We start from the raw sequence: 18,992 nt of genomic DNA on the forward strand, positions 1-18,992 counted from the left end.
ATAACAATTATTGTTGTTCTCTTTTAGTTAACTCTGTAGCCAGTCTTGCGATATCCCTTCTTACGGTTCTTAACTGTATTGGGTTTTCAAGAGGCGAAACAGCGTGAGCCATTTTTAAATCTGAATAAGCTTTCTGAGACTTACCAAGCTCTTCTTGCAATTCTGCAACAGACAATTCTTTTACTTCTGATTGTTTCATAATTCCAATATTATTCTTGATAATCTCTCGCTACAACAAATTTGGTTCTCACAGGAAGCTTTTGAGCTGCAAGGCGAAGTGCCTCTTTTGCGATATCCATTGGTACACCACCAATTTCAAACATGATTCTTCCTGGTTTTACTACGGCTGCCCAATATTCCACGGCACCTTTACCTTTACCCATACGTACTTCAAGAGGTTTCTTAGTGATAGGCTTATCTGGGAAAATTTTGATCCAGATAGATCCTTCTCTTTTCATATAACGGGTAGCGGCAATACGCGCTGCTTCAATCTGGCGTGCGGTAACGAAGCTGGAATCCATAGATTTGATTCCGAAGGTTCCGTTAGAAAGTCTGTGCCCTCTTTGAGCATTTCCCTTCATACGCCCCTTTTGCTGCTTACGGTATTTTGTTCTTTTAGGTTGTAACATTTTTCTTTACTTTAAAAAATTACTTTCTACGACGTGATTTGTTTCCACCTCGTCCGGCACCGGATTTCTTACCTTGGTTCTTTGCAAGGCCAACTAGAGGCGAAAGCTCTCTTTTTCCGTATACCTCACCTTTCATGATCCATACTTTAACTCCCAGTCTACCGTAGGTAGTGTGAGCTTCAACTAAAGCATAATCAATATCAGCCCTAAAAGTTGACAATGGAATTCTTCCATCCTTGTATGATTCTGAACGTGCCATTTCAGCACCGTTTAGACGACCAGAGATCTCAATTTTGATCCCTTCGGCGTTCATTCTCATAGCAGCCGCGATAGCCATCTTGATTGCACGACGGTAAGAGATACGATTCTCGATTTGTCTTGCAACACTTGCCGCCACTAGGTGCGCGTCAAGCTCTGGCCTCTTAATCTCAAAGATGTTAATTTGAACTTCCTTGTCGGTAATCTTTTTTAGCTCTTCCTTAAGCTTGTCTACCTCCTGACCGCCTTTACCAATAATGATACCAGGTCTGGCAGTGGTGATAGTAACGGTTACAAGCTTAAGCGTGCGCTCGATGATTACACGCGATACACTCGCTTTAGAAAGACGAGCATGGATATACTTTCTAATCTTATCGTCTTCGGCTAACTTATCGCCGTAGTCATTTCCTCCGTACCAGTTGGATTCCCAACCTCTAATGATACCAAGGCGATTCCCGATTGGATTTGTCTTTTGTCCCATACTATCTCTTAGCTTTGTGTATTATTGTTTGCTCCAAGCACTAATGTAACGTGGTTGGATCTCTTTCTAATTCGGTGTGCACGACCCTGTGGAGCAGGACGAAGTCTCTTTAACATACTTCCTCCGTCTACACGAATCTCTTTCACAAATAACTCAGCATCTTCGATACTAGCTTCTTCGTTCTTAGCCTGCCAGTTGGCGATAGCCGAAAGCAAAAGCTTCTCTAAACGATTTGATGCTTCTTTATTGCTGAATTTTAGAATATGAAGCGCTTTTTCTACTTTTTCACCCCTAACCAGATCCGCAACAAGGCGCATCTTTCTAGGCGAAGTAGGGCAGTTATTCAACTTAGCAAAAGCTACCTGCTGTTTGGCTTCTTTTATTTGCTCTGCTCTTTCTCTTTTACGAACTCCCATAGCTTCAATTATTTTCTACCTTTATTTTTTGCACCTGCATGCCCTCTGAAAGAACGTGTTGGTGAAAATTCTCCTAACTTATGACCTACCATGTTCTCAGTCACATAAACAGGAACAAATTGCTTCCCGTTATGTACGGCGATGGTTTGTCCAACGAAATCTGGAGTAATCATTGAAGCTCTAGACCAGGTTTTGATCACGGCTTTCTTTCCAGACTCAACATTCTGAGCCACTTTTTGCTCCAGTTTATAGTGAACGAAAGGTCCTTTTTTTAATGAACGTGCCATATCTTAATTTTTCTTTCTAGTCTTTCTTCGTTCTACAATGTATTTATTACTCGCTTTCGTTCTTGAACGCGTCTTGAATCCTTTAGCCGGAAGACCTTTTCTAGAACGTGGGTGACCTCCTGAAGCTCTACCTTCACCACCACCCATTGGGTGATCGATTGGGTTCATCGCTACTGGTCTTGTTCTTGGCCTGATACCTAACCAGCGTTTTCTACCGGCTTTACCGGAGATCAATAGCTGGTGGTCACTGTTGGAAACAGCTCCAATTGTCGCCATACAGGTAGAAAGAATTCTTCTAATTTCTCCTGAAGGCAATTTAATGGTAGCGTACTTTCCCTCTCTTGCCAATAACTGAGCGAATGCCCCGGCACTACGAGCCATTACAGCTCCCTGCCCGGCTCTAAGCTCGATACAAGAGATAATAGTACCTAGTGGAATGTTAGCCAAAGGCATTGCGTTTCCTATTTCAGGAGCAACTCCTTCGCTTCCAGACACAAGGTTCTGACCTACTTCTAGCCCGTTTTGAGCAATAACATACCTTTTCTCACCATCCTGATAGTTCAATAATGCGATAAAGGCCGTTCTGTTTGGATCGTATTCTATTGTCGCAACTGTACCAGGTACTCCCTGTTTGTCACGTTTAAAATCGATTACTCGGTAACGTCTTTTGTGACCACCACCTTTGTAGCGCATGGTCATTTTACCCTGACTGTTTCTACCACCTGATTTTTTTATCGGCGCCAATAGGCTTTTCTCCGGCTTATCAGTAGTAATGGCGTCATACCCATTAACTACTCTAAAACGCTGACCAGGTGTGATTGGTTTTAATTTTCTAACTGACATTGTTTAATCTTAAAGATTACTGTATAAATCAATTGTTTCACCTTCCGCCACCTGTACTACTGCTTTTTTGTAAGCACTAGTTTTACCAGTGATCATACCAGACTTAGTGTACTTGGTTTTGCGATCCGGGCGGACATTCATTGTTCGAACGTAAGTAACAGACACGCCATAAGCTGATTCGATCGCGTCTTTGATCTGAATCTTATTTGCCTTGTTACTTACCACGAAAGTGAAGCGATTATTCATCTCGCTATCTGCGGTAGCTTTTTCTGTAATAACAGGTTTTATCAAGATGCTCATAACGGTTTATTAACTTAATTTCGACTCAATTCCTTCTAAAGAACCCTCTAAAAAGACAATATTATTAGCATTCAGAATTTTGTAAGTACTTAATTCTGAGCTATTTATCACTTCAGAGGTCTTCAAATTACGCGACGACAAATATACATTTTTATTTGCGTCACCCAACACTATTAGTGATTTTTTCGTCTCAATCCCCAGAGCCTGAAGAACTTCGATGAAATTCTTGGTTTTTGGAGTATCGAATGAAAAATCTTCAATGACCATTACGGCCTTATCTTTAGCTTTGATAGAAAGCGCAGATTTTCTGGCAAGACGCTTAAGGTTCTTGTTCAGTTTGAAACCGTAGTTTCTTGGTCTAGGACCAAAAACACGTCCACCACCTTTAAAGATCGGAGACTTGATACTTCCTGCTCTTGCAGTACCTGTCCCTTTTTGTTTCTTGATCTTACGGGTAGAACCCGCGATCTCTGCTCTTTCCTTAGCCTTATGAGTACCCTGTCTCTGGTTAGCAAGATATTGCTTAACATCAAGATATACAGCATGCTCATTAGGCTCAATAGCGAAAACAGAATCAGAAAGCTGTGCTTTTCTGCCTGTTTCTTTTCCTTTTATATCTAAAACTGCTACTTCCATTACTTACTAATGATTACGTATGAGTTTTTGTGTCCTGGCACACATCCTTTTACTACTAAAAGGTTCTTATCTGCCACAACCTTCAAAACTTTCAGGTTTTCAACTTTAACTTTCTCACCGCCCATTCTACCGGCCATCTTCATTCCTTTGAAAACTCTCGCAGGATAAGATGCAGCACCAATAGAACCAGGAGCTCTTAATCTGTTGTGCTGACCGTGAGTGGCCTGCCCAACTCCTCCAAATCCGTGTCTCTTAACAACACCCTGGAATCCTTTTCCTTTAGATGTACCTGCGATATCCACAAATTCACCTTCTTTGAAAACATCCACGGTAACAGAGTCACCTAATTTGTAATCTTCTTTGTAACCCTGGAATTCAACGACTTTGCGCTTAGCAACAGTTCCTGCTTTTTTAGCATGCCCTTCAGCAGCTTTATTAACAGTCTTTTTGTCATCGAAACCAAGTTGAAGTGCTTCATACCCGTCAACCTCATTGGTTCTGACTTGGGTAACCACGCATGGTCCAGCTTCGATCACGGTACAAGGGATGTTCTTCCCATTCTCGTCGAAAATGCTGGTCATGCCGATCTTTTTTCCTATTAACCCAGACATATTTAATTAATTATTAATTGTTTACTTATTTTAAAAACTTAGGGCCGAAAAACACATTTCAGCCCTGAATTGTATTTTTCACCGTTTTTCCTTTGCGAAACGCGCCGGACATGTTAACCGCGCACCGAAGTGCGCGGACATTGTTTTTATCACACTTTGATCTCTACTTCTACACCACTTGGTAATTCAAGCTTCATCAACGCATCGATCGTTTTTGAAGAAGAGCTATAAATATCAAGCAATCTCTTGTAAGAGCTTAACTCGAACTGCTCTCTGGACTTCTTGTTCACGTGAGGCGAACGAAGAACAGTAAAGATTTTTTTATTTGTTGGCAACGGAATTGGTCCGGTAACAACAGCTCCCGTAGTCTTTACGGTTTTTACGATTTTCTCGGCAGATTTGTCTACCAGATTATGATCGTAAGATTTTAGTTTTATTCTGATTTTTTGACTCATTTCCTTAAGATTATTCGTTAGCTGCTCCTTTCGCTGCTTTGATCACTTCTTCAGAAATATTAGAAGGAGTTTCAGCATAGTGAGAGAATTCCATAGTTGAAGTTGCTCTACCAGATGAAAGCGTTCTTAACGTAGTTACGTAACCGAACATTTCAGAAAGCGGCACTTCAGCTTTGATTACTTTCGCTCCAGATCTATCGCTCATATTGTTAACCTGACCTCTTCTTCTGTTAAGGTCACCAACGATATCACCCATGTTCTCTTCTGGAGTTACAACTTCTACTTTCATGATTGGCTCAAGGATCACAGCTCCTGCTTTCTTAGCAGATTCTTTATATCCCATCTTAGCAGCCAATTCGAAAGAAAGTTGATCAGAATCCACAGGGTGGAAAGATCCGTCTTTAAGAACAACCTTGAGGCTATCCATAGTAAATCCAGCTAGTGGTCCGTTTTTCATAGCCTCTTCAAATCCTTTTTGAACTGAAGGGATGAATTCTTTAGGAATACGTCCACCTTTGATCTCGTCTACGAACTGAAGACCATTTCCTTCGAAATCTTCATCTACAGGCCCTAATTCGAATACGATGTCTGCGAACTTACCACGACCACCAGACTGTTTTTTGTAAACTTCTCTGTGATCTGCAGGTCTTCTTACAGCTTCCTTGTACTCTACCTGAGGCTCACCAACATTAACCTCCACTTTAAACTCACGCTTCATACGGTCGATAATGATCTCCAGGTGAAGCTCACCCATACCAGAGATAATTGTTTGACCAGAGTTTTCGTCAGTCTTAACTGTAAAAGTTGGATCCTCCTCAGCTAGTTTACCAAGAGCCATTCCCATTTTCTCAACATCAGCCTTAGTCTTAGGCTCAACAGCAATACCGATTACCGGCGCAGGGAAGGTCATTGATTCAAGAACGATAGGACTCTTAAGATCGGTAAGTGTATCTCCCGTCTTAATATCCTTAAATCCAACAGCAGCTCCAATATCTCCAGCCTCGATCTTATCTATAGGCTCTTGCTTGTTAGAGTGCATCTGGTAAATTCTTGAAATACGCTCTTTCTTACCAGAACGAACGTTCAATACGTAAGAACCAGCTTCCAAAGTACCTGAATAAGCACGGAAGAATGCAAGACGACCTACGAAAGGATCGGTAGCAATCTTAAATGCAAGCGCAGAAAATGGAGAATCCACATTAGGCTTACGGCTTTCTTCTTCACCGGTCTCAGGATTGGTTCCAACGATCGCGTCTACATCTACCGGAGAAGGCAGGTAACGCATTACAGCGTCAAGCATAGCCTGAACACCTTTATTCTTAAATGCAGAACCACACATCATTGGGATGATGCTCATATCGATTGTTGCAGCTCTAAGAGCAGCGATGATCTCGTCTTCTGTGATAGAATCTTCATCTTCAAAGAATTTCTCCATCAACGCCTCATCATATTCAGCAACAGCCTCTACTAACTCTGCACGATATTTATTTACATCAGCTTCCAGTTCAGCAGGAATATCGATAGTCTCATAGGTCATTCCATGATCCTCATCATTCCAAATAATTGCCTTCTTGGAAATTAGGTCAACCACACCTTTAAAATCAATTTCGTCACCAATTGGAACCTGAAGCGGCACTGGATTTCCTCCTAACATTTCTCTTACCTGACGGCAAACGTTGAAGAAATCTGCACCCTGACGGTCCATTTTGTTTACGAAACCTAGACGCGGTACTCTATATTTATCTGCCTGTCTCCAAACAGTTTCAGACTGAGGCTCAACCCCGTCTACTGCAGAGAACAATGCAACCACACCGTCTAGTACACGTAATGAACGCTCTACCTCAACAGTAAAGTCAACGTGACCAGGGGTGTCAATAATATTAACGGTATACTCCTGGTCTCTGTAAGGCCAGGTACAGTGAGTGGCTGCAGAGGTAATGGTAATTCCACGCTCCTGCTCCTGCTCCATCCAGTCCATAGTGGCCGCACCATCGTGCACCTCACCAATCTTGTGACTGATTCCTGTATAATAAAGGATACGCTCAGTAGTTGTGGTTTTACCCGCATCAATATGAGCTGCAATTCCAATATTTCTAGTAAATTTTAAATCTCTTTGTGCCATTTTTTTAGAATCTAAAGTGAGAGAATGCTTTATTAGCTTCAGCCATTTTATGAGTATCTACTCTTTTCTTAACAGCAGCTCCTTCTTCTTTCGCAGCAGCAAGAACTTCAGCAGCCAGCTTTGCAGCCATAGACTTCTCATTTCTCTTACGCGCGAAACTGATTAACCACTTCATAGCAGTAGACACCTTACGGTCTGGTCTTATCTGCATTGGGATTTGAAAGGTAGCACCCCCAACACGTCTACTTCTCACTTCAACGTGAGGCATAACGTTTGAAAGAGCATCTTTCCAGATCTCTAAAGCAGATTTCTCTTCGTCCTGTTTCTTTTGCTCTACGATATCTATAGCATCATAGAAAATTTTAAAGGCTACGGATTTTTTACCATCCCACATCATCATGTTCACAAAACGTGTAACAAGCTGATCGTTAAATTTTGGATCTGGTAAAAGAGGTCTTTTTTTCGCCTGTCTTTTTCTCATTTCTTTACATTAAAAGTTTTTAATTACTTCTTAGGGCGTTTTGCTCCGTATTTAGATCTACGCTGAGTTCTACCTTCAACACCGGCAGTATCTAGCGCACCACGAACAATGTGGTATCTAACACCAGGCAAATCCTTTACCCTTCCACCTCTAACCAATACTATCGAGTGCTCCTGGAGGTTGTGTCCTTCTCCCGGAATGTAGGCGTTAACCTCTTTTCCGTTCGTTAACCTTACCCTTGCTACTTTACGCATAGCCGAGTTTGGTTTCTTAGGAGTGGTAGTGTACACACGTGTACAAACACCTCTCCTTTGAGGGCACGAATCCAAAGCAGCCGATTTACTCTTCTTGGTTATTTTGGCTCTTCCTTTTCGTACTAATTGTGAAATTGTTGGCATAATTTCCTATACACTAATTATTAATAAAATTTACTCCCTGTTTTTTTAGGGTCTGCAAAGGTAGAAATAAAAATATATAATTCAAATACTGAAATGTTTATTTTTCAGAATTTTACGTTTCCAGGTCAGTTAACCACTCCCCGTCGCCTAAATCGGATTGAAAATCTCTTAGGAATTTCAAAGAATTAAATTTTTAAGGCAGATTATTGAATTATCAATAAAACAACCTTTTTGATCACTTATTAACTGAAGAAATTTAATCTTTTTAGCATTTCACAGCGTTTTTCAAAGCTTTTATGGCTACAATGTTAAATTTAGAGTTTTTAACAACTGTTTATCAATGAGTTAGACTGTTAACAATGCATTAACTTAATATTAAACTTGCATTAATGTGTAATTCTGAGCACATTTGGCGTTGGCTAATTCAAACAAATTTTTAAAATGAAAACAAAGTTTAGTAGTATTTTAACACTATTACTGGCGTTTGTTGTGCAATTAACTTTTGCCCAAGAACAAACGATTACCGGTACGGTTACAGACTCTGACGGCTTACCCCTGCCCGGAGTTAATGTAATGATCAAGGGGACATCTACAGGTACTCAAACTGATTTTGATGGTAATTACTCCATTCAAGCCAATCAGGGAGATGTACTTGTTTTTTCTTTCGTGGGATTGCAAACCGCAGAATACGCTGTTCAGGCAGTTGATGTAATTGATGTAGTGATGCAACCCGACGCTGCACAATTACAGGAAGTCGTTGTTACCGCACTTGGTATTAAACGAGAAAAGCAAAGTCTGGGATACGCACAACAAAGCGTTGACTCAGAGTCTCTTGTAAAAGCTCGTGAAGTTAGTGTAAACAATGCACTGGCAGGTAAAGTTGCCGGGGTTCAGTTTAGAGGTGCTCCCTCATCTGGTTTCGGAAACTCCAATATTAGACTACGTGGTAACACTGATGTCCTCTACATCGTAGACAACATTAAAGTAGACAACCCATCTGATATTATAGTTGACGATATTGCGGAAATGTCTGTACTTAAGGGTGCTGCTGCAACCGCTCTTTATGGTCCACAAGGACGAAATGGAGTTATCATGATCACGACCAAACAAGCAGGAAAAGGTGTTAGTGAAATTTCCATTAACCACTCTTCCGCTATGGAGAACGTTTACCTTTTACCGGAATATCAGAATGAGTACGGTGGAGGTTATTCTCAAGATTTCAATGTTTTCTCTTACGATCCTTCTGTTCATCCTGCTGACTGGGCTGGATTCGATGGTCAATTAATGGTTGAATATTATGCAGATGAAAGCTGGGGTCCTAGAATGGAAGGGCAGCTAGTTCGTCATTGGGATTCATGGATTCCCAATACTCCTGAATTTGGAGAGCTTAGACCATTTTCTCCTCAGCCAGATAATGTTAGAAACTTCTTCGAAACAGGAATCACCACCAACACCAACCTTACTTTTCAAAAAGGCGGTGAGGGCTACAACATTAGAGCATCTATTGCTAAAATTGACAGGACTGGGGTAATTCCAAATTCTGAAAGAAACACTGTTCAGGGATCTGTAAATGCAACCCTTGATATCACTGATAAATTAACTGGATTTGTAAACGTTAACTATCAGGATAGAAGAACATCTAACTATCCAAACAACGGTTACGGAAACATTGCATCTAACTTTAACCAGTGGTGGCAAAGACAATTAGATATTGACCGTTTAAGAGATTACAGAAGAAACGGACAGGTGGTATCCTGGAACCTTAATTCCCCTACCAACCTACAACCTCTTTATTGGGACTCACCTTTTTTTGATCCTTATGAAAATCTAAATCCGCAGGATAAAAATGCCTTCTATGGTAGAATAGGTCTTACTTATGAATTCACTGATGATTTAAATGCTACAGTTGAATTAAGAAAAACTCTGAACTCTTATGAATCGAATGACAGATTTGCTTTTGGAGGTTTAGGGCAACCTTATTACCTTGAAGACGAAAGTATCGATGGAACAGATGAATTATTTGGTATCTTAAACTATGACACTGATCTTTCAGATGATTTCGATTTAACTGCAAACGTTGGTTTTGAGATTTTTGATTCTAACTACAAAAGGCTTTACGCTGCTACCAATGGTGGATTAACTGCAGAAGGCTTCTATAGTCTTAACACTTCTAGAGATAGACCAACTTTATTTAGCACCAAGGAAGAATTTGCAAGAAGATCTACATTTGCAAAGGCCTCTTTAGGTTTTAGAAACCTATTATATCTTGATGGATCTGCTCGTCTCGACTGGCAATCTACTGCGAATGAAAATGATAACCGCGTAGAAACCTACGGAGGATCAATCAGTTTCATCTTTAGCAGATTACTACCTGAGAACAACATCCTTAGTTTTGGTAAACTTAGAGCAAGTATCGCGGAAGCACCTTTCTTCCCGAATATCTTCGCCACTAACGAAACTTTCACAGTGAACCAGCCTTACGGTAGCTACGGAAAACTATCTGTAAAACCAACCCTTCCAAATCCTAATATTCAGGGTGGTGTAGTTCAGGAATATGAGATTGGACTTGAGACAAGGTTCTTTGACAACAGATTCGGATTGGACGTAACAAGATTCAATAGAGAAAATGATCAATTACCTGCTTCTGTTTCTCTAGATCCAACCACCGGTTATTCAAGTTTTCAGGTGAACTCAGGAAAGCAGTCTTTTGAAGGATGGGAATTTACTGTAAATGTAGTTCCAGTTAGAACTGATGCTTTCACCTGGGATATTAGTGCCAACCTTGCTACTTTAACAAGAACGGTAGATGCTATCGCTCCAGGAACAGATGTAAATGTTCTTAGTACTTCATGGAGAGGAATTCAGCTTCAGGAAAGAACTGGTGAAGAATGGGGTGCTATATACGGTCGTGCTTTTAGAAGAAATGAAAATGGAGAAATTCTACTTTCTTCTACAGGTAACCCACGTTATGACGCTAACCAATACCTTGGACAAATTTTACCTGATTTCACAGGTGGTGGTACTTCATACATGACCTTCAAGAATTTTAGCCTTGGCCTGGATTTTGATTTCCAGAAAGGAGGAAAAATTTTCTCAACAACAAGAATGTTTAATGCTTATTCTGGTTTAGGAATAGAAACAGTAGGAAATAACGCAGCTGGCAATCCGCTTCGTGATCCTGTGACTGGTGGTGATGTATCCATACCTGTTGCTGATGCAGATGCAGATACCGGTGGTATCTTAATTGAAGGTGTTGATGAAACTACAGGAGAGCCTGCATCTTATTATGTAGATGCCCTAACTTACTACGCACGTTTATTTGCTTTACATGAGAACTGGATCTACGATGCATCGTATGTTAAACTAAGACAGGCAAGACTGGATTACCAGGTTCCTGCTAGTGCATTAGAAAATACTTTTATCAAATCTGCCAATATTGGTGTATTTGCCAGTAACTTATGGATGATCTACACTGCAGTAGATGGAATAGACATTTCAGAGATCGAAGATAGTGGTACACTTGGTGGTGATGGATTTGGATGGACCGAAGGTGGACAATCACCAAACACAAGAACCATCGGTCTTAACTTAAACGTAACATTCTAAAAATTTTAGATAAGATGAAAAAATTAATTAATTCGATATTGGTATTTACAGTGGTTTTTGCCGGTTTCACCTCCTGTGAAACGGTAGACTTTGCTGATATTAACCAGAATCCTAATGAACCTAATCAACCCGTAGCAAGTAGTTTACTTGCTAACGCGGAAGGAGCCTTAGCAGATCTTTTAACTGCAACTACACCTAATTTATATGTTCAGTACCTTTCCAATGGTCAGTATGAGGAGGAATCCAGATATCAGACCCTGAACTGGGACTGGGAGGGGTGGTATGCCGTTCTTACCGATTTGCAGAGAGTAATAGATTTGAACACTAACGAAGATACCCGTGAAGCAACAGCTACAGGAGATGCATCTAATGCCAATCAAATTGCTGTAGCCACGATACTAAGGGTATATTTCCTAGAAATGATGACTACGCGTTGGGGACAAATCCCTTATTCTGAGGCATTACAAGGATTGGATGCTCAATTCCCTACTTATGATACTCAGGAAGAAATCTACAATGGTTTATTTGACGAACTGGATATGGCACTTGACATGATAGAGCCAGGCCAGGGACCAAATGGAGATTATTTGTTTGCTGGAAACATGAGCAGATGGGAAACGTTTGGGCAAACCCTAAAAATGACAATGGCACTTAGACTTTCTGTAGCTAATCCTACCCTAGGAGCACAAAAGTTCAACGAAGCCCTGGGGAATGCAATTTCTTCTAATAACGAAAACCTATACTATAGTTTCCTTGCTGATGAAAACAATGATAATCCTTGGGAAGACAGATTCCTAGCACCTAGTTTCCGACGTGACTATTTAGTAAGTGATGTTTTTGTAGATAACCTGGTAGGTAGTGGAGCAAGTAACATGCCTGAAGATCCTAGATTAAAGGAAATGGCTGAACCAGCTACCAGTTCTCCTGGTAATTACATTGGTGCACCTTACGGAGCTGTAAACTCAGCTACAGATGATTATTCTTTCATTACAGAAGATATTATTTTTACTCAAGATGCTCCAGCATATATTTATACCTACGCGCAAGTTCTTTTCGCGAGAGCAGAGGCAGCTCATTTAGGCTGGACTGATGAGGATGCTGAAATGCTATATGACATGGGCGTTCTGGCGTCTATGGAGCAATGGGGATCTTCAAACGAAGAAGCAACAGCCTATCTTGCTGCTAATCCATATACCGGACCTCAAGATATTGGTTACGAGAAATGGGTAGCTCTTTATCTTCAAGGATATGAAGCTTGGGCTGAATGGAGAAGACTGAAGGCGATGGGCTATGAAAAAGAATTAACCGCTCCAGCCGAGTTATTAAGTAACGCTACTGATATTCCAGACAGACAGGCTTACCCTGCAACTGCTGGCTCTTTGAACGAAGAGAATTACAACCAGGCAGTAAGCTCTCAGGGACCTGACGAGTTGAATACGGTACTATGGATTTTTGGAGGATAGTACTCTAAAAGTTTTCTTTAGACAAAAACCTGCTCACTATGAGCAGGTTTTTTTTATATTGTAAACTAAAATCTATTTTGATGAAATATTTGATTTACCTCAGCATATTCTTTATATCTGTATTAACTCAGGCACAAAATCCGGTTAATTCTGGAGATCTTAGTGATGGATTCAAAATTATGCGTAATGACCTTAAGGGCTCACCTTTTCTCACCCAGAAATGGTATGTTGGCCATGGCGTGTTAAAAGATGGCAAACTTACCACACCGCAAATAATGAATTATGATATTCATGGAAATAACCTCGTTTATAAAGCCAATGAAAACGAGGATGTATTAAAACTTCTAGACAACAATTTTACTGGTTTCATATTAAAAGCTGAAACGGGCGAATTAATATTCACGAAGATTCCCGGAGAGCAATTTGAAAAAAATAAAAAAGACACTAAATACTATCAAATTGTTAACCCTCCATCAAGACTTGTGGTGACAGAATTCTATAAGGAATTAGACGACCCTAACGCCAGCGGTTGGACTTCCAGCACGCAAAGTACAAAATCAGCTGAGTATGATTTGGAGGTTGATTATTACGTATTAAACCCAAAGAATAAATATGAAGAAGTAAAATTGAAAGAAAGAGCCATTCTCAAGATATTTGATGACAAAAAGAAAGAATTAGAATCTTTTATTAATAGTAACGATATCGATATTAATTCTCCTGAAGACTTATTTAAAATCGTCGAGCACTATTATTCCCTTAAATAAATTTTCAGATACGATTTATATAATCTAACTTATCTGACGGTCTCGGAACTCTTGCCGGAGTAATAGCACTTAATTTATGTAATGAGTAATTAGCCTGATAATGTGAATTTTTAAACCACCTCTTTCGAGGTGGTTTTTTTATTTTAAAGCAATTCTAACATAGACCAATATTAATTTTAAATTTGCCCTATGGAAACAGAAAACAGGATCTACGGAATAAGAGCCGTAATTGAAGCTATTGAAAGCGGAAAAAGCATTGAAAAACTATTCGTTCAGAAAGGTCTTTCCGGATCCCTGTTCCAGGAATTGAACAGGCACCTGAAAAAGGCCAATTTCACGATATCTTATGTGCCTGTTGAAAAACTGAACAAACTCAGCAAAGGAAACCATCAGGGAGTGGTTGCAAGCATTTCGCCGGTAAGTTACGTAGGCCTTGACGAGTTGATGGAGATCTCACAAAAATCAACTACCCCTCCCCTATTTTTATTACTGGATGGCTTAACCGATGTAAGGAATTTTGGAGCGATTATTCGAACTGCCGAATGTTGCGGCGTTACCGGGATCATTATCCCTGAAAAAGGAGCAGCCCCTATTAATGCCGATACGGTAAAGACTTCAGCGGGTGCAGTATTTAAATTACCGATTTGCAGGGTGAACCATATCCTCGATGCAGTTTATCACCTTCAAACCTATGACATCAAATTGATCGCCGCAACCGAAAAGACCGACGATACTATTCACGATATCAAACTGGATCAGCCTATTGGAATAATTATGGGTAACGAAGCAAAGGGAGTTTCGAATTCTATCTTAAAAGCCGTTGACCATAAGGCTAAATTGCCCATGCTTGGCAGTATAGCCTCGCTGAACGTTTCAGTAGCCTGCGGAGCTATCTTGTACGAAGTAGTTAGGCAACGCCTTTAATCCTTTTTAGAATTTTCTTTATAGATATACCGATATTCAGTTTCAGGATTGTCATCTTCCTCTTCCGGAAGCTTTTCAATAAAATTACCGTTTTCATCAAAGTGTTTCATGAATTCGTCGTCTTCTTCAGAATAATCATCCCGTTCCCAGGCATATTTGGGAGTTTCAGCAATATTCTGCCTGAAGATCACTGCAAGGCCAAGACCGCTTAACATTCCTGAAAGGTGACCTTCCCAGGAAATTGTTGGATCTATAGGTGTAACATACCATACCATTCCGCCATAGATAAAAACGACGATCAAGGAGAGCGCAACCAGGCGGTAATATTTTGAAAAAATACCTTTAAAAAACAGGAAGGACGCCAGCAAGTAAATGATTCCACTCGCACCAATATGATTGGAAGGCCGACCAATGATCCAGGTTAGTAATCCGGTAGTAACGAGACCTATAAGTAAAACCTTCCAGCTGATTGGCCTGTAGAAATAGAAAAGCGCAAGAGATAATATAAAAAGTGGAATGGTATTATTGAACAGATGCTCAATATCTGAATGTATGAACGGAGAAAACAATATTCCCCTTAAACCCACTGTTTCACCAGGCCTTACTCCAAAACCACTGAAATCTATATTGAACCTCACCTCGATCCAGAACACGATCCAGATTAAAAGGACAAAAAGTATGGGAAAACCTATGGTTCCGGTAGTAAAAACAAAAGGCGAGTTAGCTTTCAAATTTTCTTCATTTTTATTTAATATTACAAAAAAGCATCCAAACTGAATTAGATGCTATAATGTCATTGATATTTGCTAGTTATGAATCAACCTCTGGCTGAAAGGCTACGCCCAAAAACCCTTGATGATTATTTAAGTCAGCAACATTTGATTGGTGAACAGGGTGCACTTAGGAACCAGATCAAACAAGGGATCATTCCCTCGATGATCTTCTGGGGCCCACCAGGCGTTGGAAAAACAACGCTCGCAAACATCATTGCTACTGAATCTGGTAGACCATTTTTTACTCTAAGCGCAATAAGCAGCGGAGTAAAAGATGTTCGGGAGGTAATTGATAGGGCAAAAAAAAGTGAAGGCCTGTTCACAACAAAAAGCCCGATCCTTTTTATTGATGAGATCCACCGTTTTAGTAAATCCCAGCAGGACTCCTTATTAGGTGCAGTGGAAAAAGGCTGGGTCACCCTTATTGGCGCTACTACCGAAAACCCAAGTTTCGAGGTGATTTCGGCTTTGCTATCCAGGTGCCAGGTTTATATTCTAAAGCCATTTTCAAAAGATGATCTAATCGCACTGCTTGAAAGGGCTATCGAAAAAGATGCGGTAATTTCAGCTAAAAACGTTCAGCTAAACGAAACTGAAGCCCTTTTAAGATTAAGTGGCGGGGATGCCCGAAAATTGCTGAACATCTTTGAACTGCTGGTCACTTCAGAAGAAAAAGACGTGGTGATCACAAACGACCTCGTGCTTGCGAAGGTTCAGCAAAACACGGTTTTGTATGACAAAACCGGAGAACAGCATTACGACATAATTTCAGCTTTTATAAAATCGATTCGCGGAAGTGATCCAAACGCGGCCGTTTACTGGCTGGCGCGAATGATCGAAGGTGGAGAGGACGTGAAATTCATCGCCCGAAGGCTTCTTATCCTTGCCAGTGAGGATATAGGTAATGCCAATCCAACTGCACTTGTAATTGCAAATAATACCTTCCAGGCGGTTAATACCATAGGTTATCCTGAGGCAAGGATCATACTGAGCCAGTGTGTGACGTATCTCGCCACCTCTCCAAAAAGCAACGCGTCTTATATGGCGATCAATGAAGCTCAAAGACTGGTTAAACAAACCGGGAATCTTTCGGTCCCTTTATCTATCAGAAATGCGCCTACTAAACTGATGAAGGACCTGGGCTATGGTAAGGATTATAAATATGCCCACAACCACGAAGGTAACTTTGCAGAAGCTGAATTTCTTCCGGAGGAGATCAAAAATACCACGCTCTACCAGCCCGGAAATAACCAGCGTGAAAATGCACAACGGGAATTTTTAAGAAAGCGCTGGAATAAAAAATATGATTATTGATCGATGAGATCATAAACCATCTGAACCTTCTGATTGGTTTGCCTGTTCACATATTCAACCACCAGGTTCTTTTCTGAATCAAAATAGGCAATTCCCTGATTGGTAAGCGAATTATAGATAAAACTATTGGAGTCCCCCGTTTTGATCAGTAAGGCGATTGGTTCGCTCGCATCTTTTAAATAGAGCCCGTAGCCGTCGCTGCTGTCTTTAAGCAGATAGATTTTTCCCTGAAGACTATATTCTAAAGACTTTTCGGCATTTGGCAAAACAGGTTTTTCTTCAACTGTATTGTCAACTACTGAATCTTCAACAGGCATTTCCTCTTCGGGGGTAACCTGCTCTTCTTTCACCGGAATTTCTTTTTGATTGACTCTGAAACTCACGGCCGCCTGCCCAGGTTCATATTGATAGTCTATTTCTTCCAGACCAGCAAATGCCTCTCTTAAGGCTTCCTGGTATCCAGCCTCATATTCCTTTTCCTTGCTAATTCCTTCAGGACTTCTGTAAACGGTCTTTCCATAGCAATCTTCAAGAATCAAAACAAGTTTTGAAGTGAACAGGCCTGAATTGTTCTCCAGCCTGGTATTCAAAGCAAGACAGGGGTTTTGCTGAAGGTCTGCCGGTTTCTCTTCGGTTTTCATCAAGGTATTATAACCCTGTTTATTAAATAGGAATTTGGTTAACGAATTCAATCGGTACTGGTCTTTTTCCCCAAGAAACTCATAGGATTCGGGGATCAATACATATTTGTAATTATTCAATTCCTGGGCAGCAAGCCCAGAAATCATTCCAAAAAATATAATTATTGAAAGTATAATTCTCATAGATCTTTAAAAATAAATTGCATCCCAAATTGCATCGAAGCAGAATTTGCCCTGGCTAAATTAGTATAACCAATAATATCGTTGGCAGCAAGATAGAAATTAAAATTCTTTAAACGTGCAGAAGCCATCAATCCGATTTTGGTGAGACTAAATTCATCCACGCCATAAGCTACACGAAATCGCAGATTATTTGTTAATTTTCTATCCCAGTAGGTAGTAACACCATAGGTAGGACCTTTAGGACGATTAACACCCGAAACCAGCATCCCAAAAAGGTTCATGTATCTTGGCTTTTTACTAATTAGGTAATCACAAGGAAGAATAGCCTTACCAGTACCTATCTCAAATGAAGCGTTAAATTTTAAAGGCCTCCAGGTGTTGTACGGCGAAGTGGTTGTTTCATCCAACAAATTTGCATCTAATTCTTCCTCGAAAATATCCCAATAAGGAATGGTGGCTTCATCTTCGTCCAGCTCAGGAAAAAGAGGTTCTATACCCTCTGTAGAATAGGAACCAAAATATTGGTAATTCTCCACATCTTTTTGATGAAACATCAACCCAAGATCCTGAATGGAGGCATTGATGGCGAATTGCTCCGTAAGTCTATAATTGAAGCCGAGATCTACACCTAATCCAAAATTCTGCCCAAAAAAGGACCTCCTTAGTAATTCTGCCACGGCCTGGTCTACGGTCATCCCTTCTTCATCCTTTAAAGAGGCATAGCCCGATGTGCGAACCATCACATCCAGTCCTTCCAGAGTATGCCTGTAAAAATTTGAACCACCAGGCGTAGCATCGGTTCTAAACACTCCCTCGTTTTGTGTACTTTCAGCATTGAAAATTCCAGAATATAATTTTACCCTTCCGCCTATGGAAAGCTGTGGATCGAGCTTGTAGGTAAAGCCAGCGTGATAGACGGTAAGAACTTCCCCGGTGAAATTGGCATCCGAAAAATCAAAATTCTCACCAATATAATCGGCATTTCCTTCAAAAGCCAGAACCGCTGGATCTTTAGGAAAATAAGCGAATACATCCAGCTCCTGGTAGATTCCAGCCGAGAAATAGCCCCGCTGACCCATTTTCCAGCCGAAAGACAGGACCTCAAGCTGTTGATTAACCGAAAAGAAATCACCGGAGGACAAATCATTCATCACCCTTCTAATGCGGTCATTGATGTCGGTATCATTATCTGCAAATACATCATAAGCCGTAACTCCTGTACTACCGGCAAAAACATGAAATTGTGAAAAAAAAGGCACCCCTATATGTCTGGTAAAATCGATTCGGGTTCCGGGGTTTTGAAGCAGCGCTTGCGGAAGGTCATCTACATTATACAGCAGCGGTCTATTCTGGGAATGGCTAATTCCGAAGAGTAAAAAGATGACAATAACAAGGATTTTCTGCATA

At 40.5% G+C, this 18,992-nt stretch carries 21 protein-coding genes; 5 read left to right on the plus strand and 16 right to left on the minus strand.

Features of this window, described 5'->3' with window-relative positions; all coding sequences use genetic code 11:
- Positions 1-7: 7 nt before the first annotated feature.
- The 13 genes from rpmC to rpsL all read right to left on the minus strand — a co-directional run bounded on the left by rpmC (position 8) and on the right by rpsL (position 7,917).
- Positions 8-199: a 50S ribosomal protein L29 gene (rpmC, locus tag MKO06_RS16660; protein WP_241552379.1), complete on the minus strand. Its 192-nt coding sequence runs from the start codon at positions 197-199 to the stop codon at positions 8-10.
- Between the two features lie 10 nt (positions 200-209).
- Entirely contained in the window at positions 210-629 is a 420-nt protein-coding gene (gene rplP / locus MKO06_RS16665; RefSeq protein ID WP_156283748.1) for a 50S ribosomal protein L16, read from the minus strand.
- 19 nt (positions 630-648) lie between these two features.
- On the minus strand, positions 649-1,368 hold the full coding sequence (rpsC, locus tag MKO06_RS16670) for a 30S ribosomal protein S3 (protein ID WP_083643381.1): 720 nt from the start codon (positions 1,366-1,368) through the stop codon (positions 649-651).
- 8 nt (positions 1,369-1,376) lie between these two features.
- The gene (gene rplV, locus MKO06_RS16675; RefSeq protein ID WP_241552380.1) at positions 1,377-1,784 is read right to left on the minus strand and encodes a 50S ribosomal protein L22; all 408 of its coding nucleotides are present in this window, start codon (positions 1,782-1,784) and stop codon (positions 1,377-1,379) included.
- Between the two features lie 8 nt (positions 1,785-1,792).
- A complete protein-coding gene (rpsS, locus tag MKO06_RS16680) occupies positions 1,793-2,071 on the minus strand; it encodes a 30S ribosomal protein S19 (protein WP_011710692.1) in 279 nt (92 codons plus the stop codon).
- 3 nt (positions 2,072-2,074) lie between these two features.
- Entirely contained in the window at positions 2,075-2,914 is an 840-nt protein-coding gene (rplB, locus tag MKO06_RS16685) for a 50S ribosomal protein L2 (protein ID WP_241552381.1), read from the minus strand.
- Between the two features lie 9 nt (positions 2,915-2,923).
- Positions 2,924-3,214, minus strand: coding sequence for a 50S ribosomal protein L23 (rplW, locus tag MKO06_RS16690; RefSeq protein ID WP_241552382.1), 291 nt, complete (start codon positions 3,212-3,214; stop codon positions 2,924-2,926).
- A 9-nt stretch (positions 3,215-3,223) separates the two neighbouring features.
- A complete protein-coding gene (gene rplD / locus MKO06_RS16695) occupies positions 3,224-3,850 on the minus strand; it encodes a 50S ribosomal protein L4 (RefSeq protein ID WP_241552383.1) in 627 nt (208 codons plus the stop codon).
- Positions 3,850-4,461, minus strand: coding sequence for a 50S ribosomal protein L3 (gene rplC, locus MKO06_RS16700; protein ID WP_156283738.1), 612 nt, complete (start codon positions 4,459-4,461; stop codon positions 3,850-3,852). The genes rplD and rplC overlap by 1 nt, the downstream gene beginning before the upstream one ends.
- A 149-nt stretch (positions 4,462-4,610) precedes the next feature.
- The gene (gene rpsJ / locus MKO06_RS16705; RefSeq protein ID WP_010519396.1) at positions 4,611-4,916 is read right to left on the minus strand and encodes a 30S ribosomal protein S10; all 306 of its coding nucleotides are present in this window, start codon (positions 4,914-4,916) and stop codon (positions 4,611-4,613) included.
- Between the two features lie 10 nt (positions 4,917-4,926).
- The gene (gene fusA, locus MKO06_RS16710) at positions 4,927-7,038 is read right to left on the minus strand and encodes an elongation factor G (RefSeq protein ID WP_241552384.1); all 2,112 of its coding nucleotides are present in this window, start codon (positions 7,036-7,038) and stop codon (positions 4,927-4,929) included.
- 4 nt (positions 7,039-7,042) lie between these two features.
- On the minus strand, positions 7,043-7,519 hold the full coding sequence (gene rpsG / locus MKO06_RS16715; RefSeq protein WP_156283734.1) for a 30S ribosomal protein S7: 477 nt from the start codon (positions 7,517-7,519) through the stop codon (positions 7,043-7,045).
- 23 nt (positions 7,520-7,542) lie between these two features.
- Positions 7,543-7,917: a 30S ribosomal protein S12 gene (gene rpsL, locus MKO06_RS16720; RefSeq protein WP_010230128.1), complete on the minus strand. Its 375-nt coding sequence runs from the start codon at positions 7,915-7,917 to the stop codon at positions 7,543-7,545.
- Positions 7,918-8,358: 441 nt separating this feature from the next.
- On the opposite strand from rpsL, the gene MKO06_RS16725 reads away from it, so the two are divergent.
- From MKO06_RS16725 to rlmB, 4 genes are all read left to right on the plus strand, one after another.
- Positions 8,359-11,523: a SusC/RagA family TonB-linked outer membrane protein gene (locus tag MKO06_RS16725; RefSeq protein ID WP_241552385.1), complete on the plus strand. Its 3,165-nt coding sequence runs from the start codon at positions 8,359-8,361 to the stop codon at positions 11,521-11,523.
- 38 nt (positions 11,524-11,561) lie between these two features.
- Positions 11,562-12,986, plus strand: coding sequence for a SusD/RagB family nutrient-binding outer membrane lipoprotein (locus MKO06_RS16730; protein WP_241552386.1), 1,425 nt, complete (start codon positions 11,562-11,564; stop codon positions 12,984-12,986).
- Positions 12,987-13,066: 80 nt separating this feature from the next.
- Positions 13,067-13,750, plus strand: coding sequence for a hypothetical protein (locus MKO06_RS16735; protein ID WP_241552387.1), 684 nt, complete (start codon positions 13,067-13,069; stop codon positions 13,748-13,750).
- A gap of 189 nt (positions 13,751-13,939) precedes the next feature.
- Entirely contained in the window at positions 13,940-14,674 is a 735-nt protein-coding gene (gene rlmB / locus MKO06_RS16740; RefSeq protein WP_241552388.1) for a 23S rRNA (guanosine(2251)-2'-O)-methyltransferase RlmB, read from the plus strand.
- Here rlmB and MKO06_RS16745 read toward each other — a convergent pair.
- On the minus strand, positions 14,671-15,405 hold the full coding sequence (locus tag MKO06_RS16745; RefSeq protein WP_241552389.1) for a rhomboid family intramembrane serine protease: 735 nt from the start codon (positions 15,403-15,405) through the stop codon (positions 14,671-14,673). The genes rlmB and MKO06_RS16745 overlap by 4 nt on opposite strands.
- 81 nt (positions 15,406-15,486) lie before the next feature.
- Here MKO06_RS16745 and MKO06_RS16750 point away from each other — a divergent pair, with 81 nt between their 5' ends.
- Positions 15,487-16,761, plus strand: a complete 1,275-nt coding sequence (locus tag MKO06_RS16750) for a replication-associated recombination protein A (protein WP_241552390.1) — start codon at positions 15,487-15,489, stop codon at positions 16,759-16,761.
- On the opposite strand, the gene MKO06_RS16755 is transcribed toward MKO06_RS16750, so the two are convergent.
- Both MKO06_RS16755 and MKO06_RS16760 read right to left on the minus strand, forming a co-directional pair.
- On the minus strand, positions 16,755-17,549 hold the full coding sequence (locus tag MKO06_RS16755; protein WP_241552391.1) for a hypothetical protein: 795 nt from the start codon (positions 17,547-17,549) through the stop codon (positions 16,755-16,757). The genes MKO06_RS16750 and MKO06_RS16755 overlap by 7 nt on opposite strands.
- Before the next feature lie 32 nt (positions 17,550-17,581).
- Positions 17,582-18,991 (minus strand): DUF5723 family protein, encoded by a 1,410-nt coding sequence (locus MKO06_RS16760; RefSeq protein WP_241552392.1) that lies wholly within the window; start codon positions 18,989-18,991, stop codon positions 17,582-17,584.
- Position 18,992: the final 1 nt, after the last annotated feature.

The organism is Christiangramia oceanisediminis (genome assembly GCF_022570735.2).
Classification (GTDB): Bacteria; Bacteroidota; Bacteroidia; order Flavobacteriales; family Flavobacteriaceae; genus Christiangramia; species Christiangramia oceanisediminis.

Bases quoted from the DNA above. Each gene is read 5' to 3' on its own strand.
- rlmB (WP_241552388.1), top strand. From the start codon at position 13,940: ATGGAAACAGAAAACAGGATCTACGGAATAAGAGCCGTAATTGAAGCT.
- rpsJ (WP_010519396.1), bottom strand. From the start codon at position 4,916: ATGAGTCAAAAAATCAGAATAAAACTAAAATCTTACGATCATAATCTG.
- rplP (WP_156283748.1), bottom strand. From the start codon at position 629: ATGTTACAACCTAAAAGAACAAAATACCGTAAGCAGCAAAAGGGGCGT.
- rplD (WP_241552383.1), bottom strand. From the start codon at position 3,850: ATGGAAGTAGCAGTTTTAGATATAAAAGGAAAAGAAACAGGCAGAAAA.
- MKO06_RS16725 (WP_241552385.1), top strand. From the start codon at position 8,359: ATGAAAACAAAGTTTAGTAGTATTTTAACACTATTACTGGCGTTTGTT.
- rpsG (WP_156283734.1), bottom strand. From the start codon at position 7,519: ATGAGAAAAAGACAGGCGAAAAAAAGACCTCTTTTACCAGATCCAAAA.
- MKO06_RS16760 (WP_241552392.1), bottom strand. From the start codon at position 18,991: ATGCAGAAAATCCTTGTTATTGTCATCTTTTTACTCTTCGGAATTAGC.
- rpsL (WP_010230128.1), bottom strand. From the start codon at position 7,917: ATGCCAACAATTTCACAATTAGTACGAAAAGGAAGAGCCAAAATAACC.
- rplC (WP_156283738.1), bottom strand. From the start codon at position 4,461: ATGTCTGGGTTAATAGGAAAAAAGATCGGCATGACCAGCATTTTCGAC.
- MKO06_RS16750 (WP_241552390.1), top strand. From the start codon at position 15,487: ATGAATCAACCTCTGGCTGAAAGGCTACGCCCAAAAACCCTTGATGAT.
- rpsC (WP_083643381.1), bottom strand. From the start codon at position 1,368: ATGGGACAAAAGACAAATCCAATCGGGAATCGCCTTGGTATCATTAGA.
- rplW (WP_241552382.1), bottom strand. From the start codon at position 3,214: ATGAGCATCTTGATAAAACCTGTTATTACAGAAAAAGCTACCGCAGAT.
- rpsS (WP_011710692.1), bottom strand. From the start codon at position 2,071: ATGGCACGTTCATTAAAAAAAGGACCTTTCGTTCACTATAAACTGGAG.
- rpmC (WP_241552379.1), bottom strand. From the start codon at position 199: ATGAAACAATCAGAAGTAAAAGAATTGTCTGTTGCAGAATTGCAAGAA.
- MKO06_RS16735 (WP_241552387.1), top strand. From the start codon at position 13,067: ATGAAATATTTGATTTACCTCAGCATATTCTTTATATCTGTATTAACT.
- rplV (WP_241552380.1), bottom strand. From the start codon at position 1,784: ATGGGAGTTCGTAAAAGAGAAAGAGCAGAGCAAATAAAAGAAGCCAAA.
- MKO06_RS16755 (WP_241552391.1), bottom strand. From the start codon at position 17,549: ATGATTTCTGGGCTTGCTGCCCAGGAATTGAATAATTACAAATATGTA.
- rplB (WP_241552381.1), bottom strand. From the start codon at position 2,914: ATGTCAGTTAGAAAATTAAAACCAATCACACCTGGTCAGCGTTTTAGA.
- fusA (WP_241552384.1), bottom strand. From the start codon at position 7,038: ATGGCACAAAGAGATTTAAAATTTACTAGAAATATTGGAATTGCAGCT.